Source organism: Neisseria sp. P0009.S007, assembly GCF_051962515.1.
The window spans coordinates 1-1,188 of the sequence record NZ_JBQCVF010000420.1 but is presented as its reverse complement, the minus strand read 5'-3'; the positions used below and the strand labels follow the sequence as shown (position 1 = coordinate 1,188).

Annotated in this window: 1 protein-coding gene; it reads left to right on the top strand. The window is 51.2% G+C overall.

Annotation, left to right across the window (positions count from 1 at the left end; all coding sequences use genetic code 11):
- A partial coding sequence (locus ACTHS3_RS13760; RefSeq protein WP_440368223.1) for an AAA family ATPase occupies nucleotides 1-1,188 on the top strand: 1,188 nt, incomplete at both ends.

Here is a 1,188-nt window from a genome sequence, read left to right as displayed (position 1 = left end):
ATTATGCCCAGCCGTGAGCTGCAAGCTGTATTGAACTTGATGGACAAGGCTGCAACCAAACGCGGCGATGCCTATATTGCCAGCGAACTTTTCCTGCTTGCCTTGGTGCAGCAGAATGATGCTACCGGCAAAATTTTGAAAGAAGCCGGTGCAACCGAACAAAACATCAATGCCGCAATTGACGCGGTACGAGGAGGACAAAACGTGAACGATGCTAATGCTGAAGACCAACGCGATGCTCTGAAAAAATATACGCTCGACCTGACTCAACGCGCCCGTGACGGTAAGCTCGACCCTGTTATCGGTCGCGACGATGAAATCCGCCGTGCGATTCAGGTATTGCAACGCCGCACCAAAAACAACCCTGTGCTGATTGGTGAGCCTGGTGTGGGTAAAACCGCTATTGTTGAAGGCTTGGCGCAACGTATTGTTAATGGCGAAGTGCCCGAATCCCTGCGCAACAAACGCCTGCTGGTTTTGGATTTGGCGGCATTGATTGCCGGCGCAAAATACCGTGGCGAATTTGAAGAACGCTTGAAAGGCGTGTTGAACGATTTGGCGAAAGACGACGGCAACACCCTGATTTTCATCGACGAAATCCATACTTTGGTCGGTGCGGGCAAAACCGACGGCGCAATGGATGCGGGCAATATGTTGAAACCGGCTTTGGCGCGCGGCGAACTGCACTGCATCGGCGCGACTACTTTGGACGAATACCGTCAGTACATCGAGAAAGATGCGGCACTCGAACGCCGCTTCCAAAAAGTATTGGTCGGCGAGCCCAGCGTGGAAGATACCATCGCTATTTTGCGCGGTTTGCAAGAGCGTTATGAAATCCACCACGGTATCGATATTACCGACCCTGCTATCGTTGCCGCAGCGGAGTTGAGCGATCGTTACATTACCGACCGCTTCTTGCCTGATAAAGCGATTGATTTGATCGACGAAGCAGCCAGCCGTATCAAAATGGAGTTGGACAGCAAACCCGAGCAGATGGATAAACTCGACCGCCGCATTATCCAGCTCAAAATGGAAAAAATGCACGTTGCCAAAGAAAGCGATGATGCCAGCAAGAAACGTCTGGAATTGATAGACGAAGAAATCGACGGCTTGCAAAAAGAATACGCCGATTTGGACGAAATCTGGAAAGCAGAAAAAGCCGCCTCTTCCAGCACCGCCGACATCAAA